The organism is Prolinoborus fasciculus (genome assembly GCF_056724605.1).
The window spans coordinates 1-2,343 of sequence record NZ_JBWZQN010000120.1 but is presented as its reverse complement, the minus strand read 5'-3'; the positions used below and the strand labels follow the sequence as shown (position 1 = coordinate 2,343).

Annotated in this window: 1 protein-coding gene and 1 pseudogene; both read right to left on the bottom strand. The window is 42.5% G+C overall.

What is annotated here, in order from left to right; all coding sequences use genetic code 11:
* Positions 1–204: 204 nt before the first annotated feature.
* The gene (cml, locus tag AC1P5O_RS16405; RefSeq protein WP_075107253.1) at positions 205–1,401 is read right to left on the bottom strand and encodes a CmlA/FloR family chloramphenicol efflux MFS transporter; all 1,197 of its coding nucleotides are present in this window, start codon (positions 1,399–1,401) and stop codon (positions 205–207) included.
* 267 nt (positions 1,402–1,668) lie between these two features.
* A pseudogene (locus AC1P5O_RS16400) lies at positions 1,669–1,932 on the bottom strand (IS982 family transposase); the annotation flags it as partial.
* Positions 1,933–2,343 lie beyond the last annotated feature (411 nt).

Below are 2,343 nucleotides of genomic sequence, written 5' to 3'. Positions count from 1 at the left end.
TGTTCCATTTTAGATATTTGTTTAAGATAAGATATAACTCATTGAGATGTGTCATAGTATTCGTCGTTAGAAAACAATTATTATGACATTATTTCAATGAGTTATCTATTTTTGTCGTGTACAGAGAAAAAATCAATAGTTTGAGAGCTGATTTAAAGTAAAGTCAAGCAATATGTTGACTCTATAATTTTATTTTTCCACAACCTAAGAGCGCCTCATTAATCGATTAGCTGCCATCACAAATAAAGTTACGGTTACTAATATCAGGCAGTAGGCTATCAACGGCCACGCACTATCGCCTGGAAGCGTGACGATCACTATAGTACCAACGATTCCAACGATTAGGCTTTGCACACTGTAGTAGAGCGCCACAGCTGTACCAGCAGCGTTGCTAAAATCGTGTAATGCACCATTAGCCGTAACCGATACCACTAACACCATTCCGACAGCGATCAGCCACATCGGTAGTACGAACGTCAGAATGGAGGGCTCGGTCAGAAGAGTGCATCCGGTTAGGATACAGGCACCCATCAAAATAACGAATAACCCTCGTATAAGACTGCCTTCAACTCCCCAGCGCGACACAAAAAATCTTGCGAAACGCGTTGTTATTATCATCACAAAAGCAACCGTGGCGAAGATTGCGCTGAATATTATTTGGGAGAGGCCTAGGCGTTCGATCAAAACTCGCGGGGAAGTGGAGAAAAAGACGAAGAACGCTCCCATTGCCGTACTAAAACCCAGTGTATAGATCCAGAAAGATGAACTTCCAAGGATTGACCAAAAGACAGGGCTTTGTCTACTCTGTCGGCTTGGACGTGTTTCATGCCACCTGAGCAGCGCGTGGCAGAAGGCGAATAATCCAAAGATACCAAGCATCACGAAGATCGCACGCCACCCAAAATTCATTGCAATAACTGCACCTAATATGGGTCCGAGCGCAGGTACGAAGGCTAGCATTGAACCGAAAAGACTATATATCACGCTACTTTCGGGACTATTTGCGTAGACATCCCGGACAGTTGCGAAAGTTGCAACGAGCATAGCCGAAGCACCAAGCGCCTGCAGGACGCGTAGTGTGACGAATAGCGGTCCATTACTGGTCATCGCTAAAGCAAAAGAAGAAACGGTAAAAAAGAATGCTCCACCTAAAACAATTGGTCGTCGACCGATGCGATCAGACATAGGCCCGAAGACAACCTGTCCTAAACCGAGCACAATCATGTAAACGCTCAACGTGAGCTGAACAATGGCAGGTGAAGTATTAAGAGCCGTTGGCATCTCCGGAATGATCGGTAGATAAACGTCCATGGCTAGTGAGGAGAGAATATCAAAGGGTGCCATCAAAAAGAGGGCTGATGGCAGAGAGTAAGCCCACAGGGGGTTTGATTTATCAGACATGGTAAAATATCCGCACAGATGAAGAATTCTGGCGGCAATCTGCTTTCTTAGTGAATTACTGACTCACTATAGATCGCCGCAACAATGAAAAAGGTTGTTGCGGCCTAGCGGTCTGCTGACTTACTGTCTCCCACGATCTTACCTTTGAGATTAAGTTTAATACTTAACTATAGCATGTCGTAACCAATTGCACTAGGGCGTGCCATCAGTTAAGCCTGACAACTAAATTAACCAGATGAATAGCGCTTGAGAAATGACTCACCAACTTATCAGCTCTATAAACCGTGAATAACTGGGCAAGTTTGGAAACTCCCGTTTCATCATGCCAAGCATGTGATGGTAGTAAAAAGACTTAAACTGTCGATAACGCAGTTGATGAAACAGTATCAAGACAGTCATAATCTCTGCTACACTTATCTGGCATGCTCTTAGCCGTTGACGGCCCGTTGCGATTAAATGAGCGTCAAACTCAGGTTTGAATTGCTGATAAAAGTCGTCAATATGGCAGTATAGTTCGGTTAGGTTGTCCATGTAAGAAGTCCTTGTTGTGAAGTTTGTCTTGGTAAACTCACTTTAACAACTTCGGACTTCTTTTTTTATCTTTTTTTTGAGCCCTTATCCCGAACTGGGGTTAATATATATCTTGTACTCGGTTTCTTTGTATCGAAATTATTTGAATTCACCTATACCTCGTATAATGCATCACGGATGCGCATTGGACTAGACTAATATCCATATTACTAGACCCTAACCTCTATAACAAAGCTAAATCTTAGACGTACCATATAGAAGTTTGTAGATATTATAAAAAATCACTCTGTACACGACAAATTTCACAGAACCCTTATCCTATCAGGGTTCTGCCTTCTTAAAATTGCCAAAATTTCCTTAAACTCTTCTTTTTTCCCAAAACCAATTAAACGCTGAATCGCCATTTGAACA

Bases quoted from the DNA above. Each gene is read 5' to 3' on its own strand.
- cml (WP_075107253.1), bottom strand. From the start codon at position 1,401: ATGTCTGATAAATCAAACCCCCTGTGGGCTTACTCTCTGCCATCAGCC.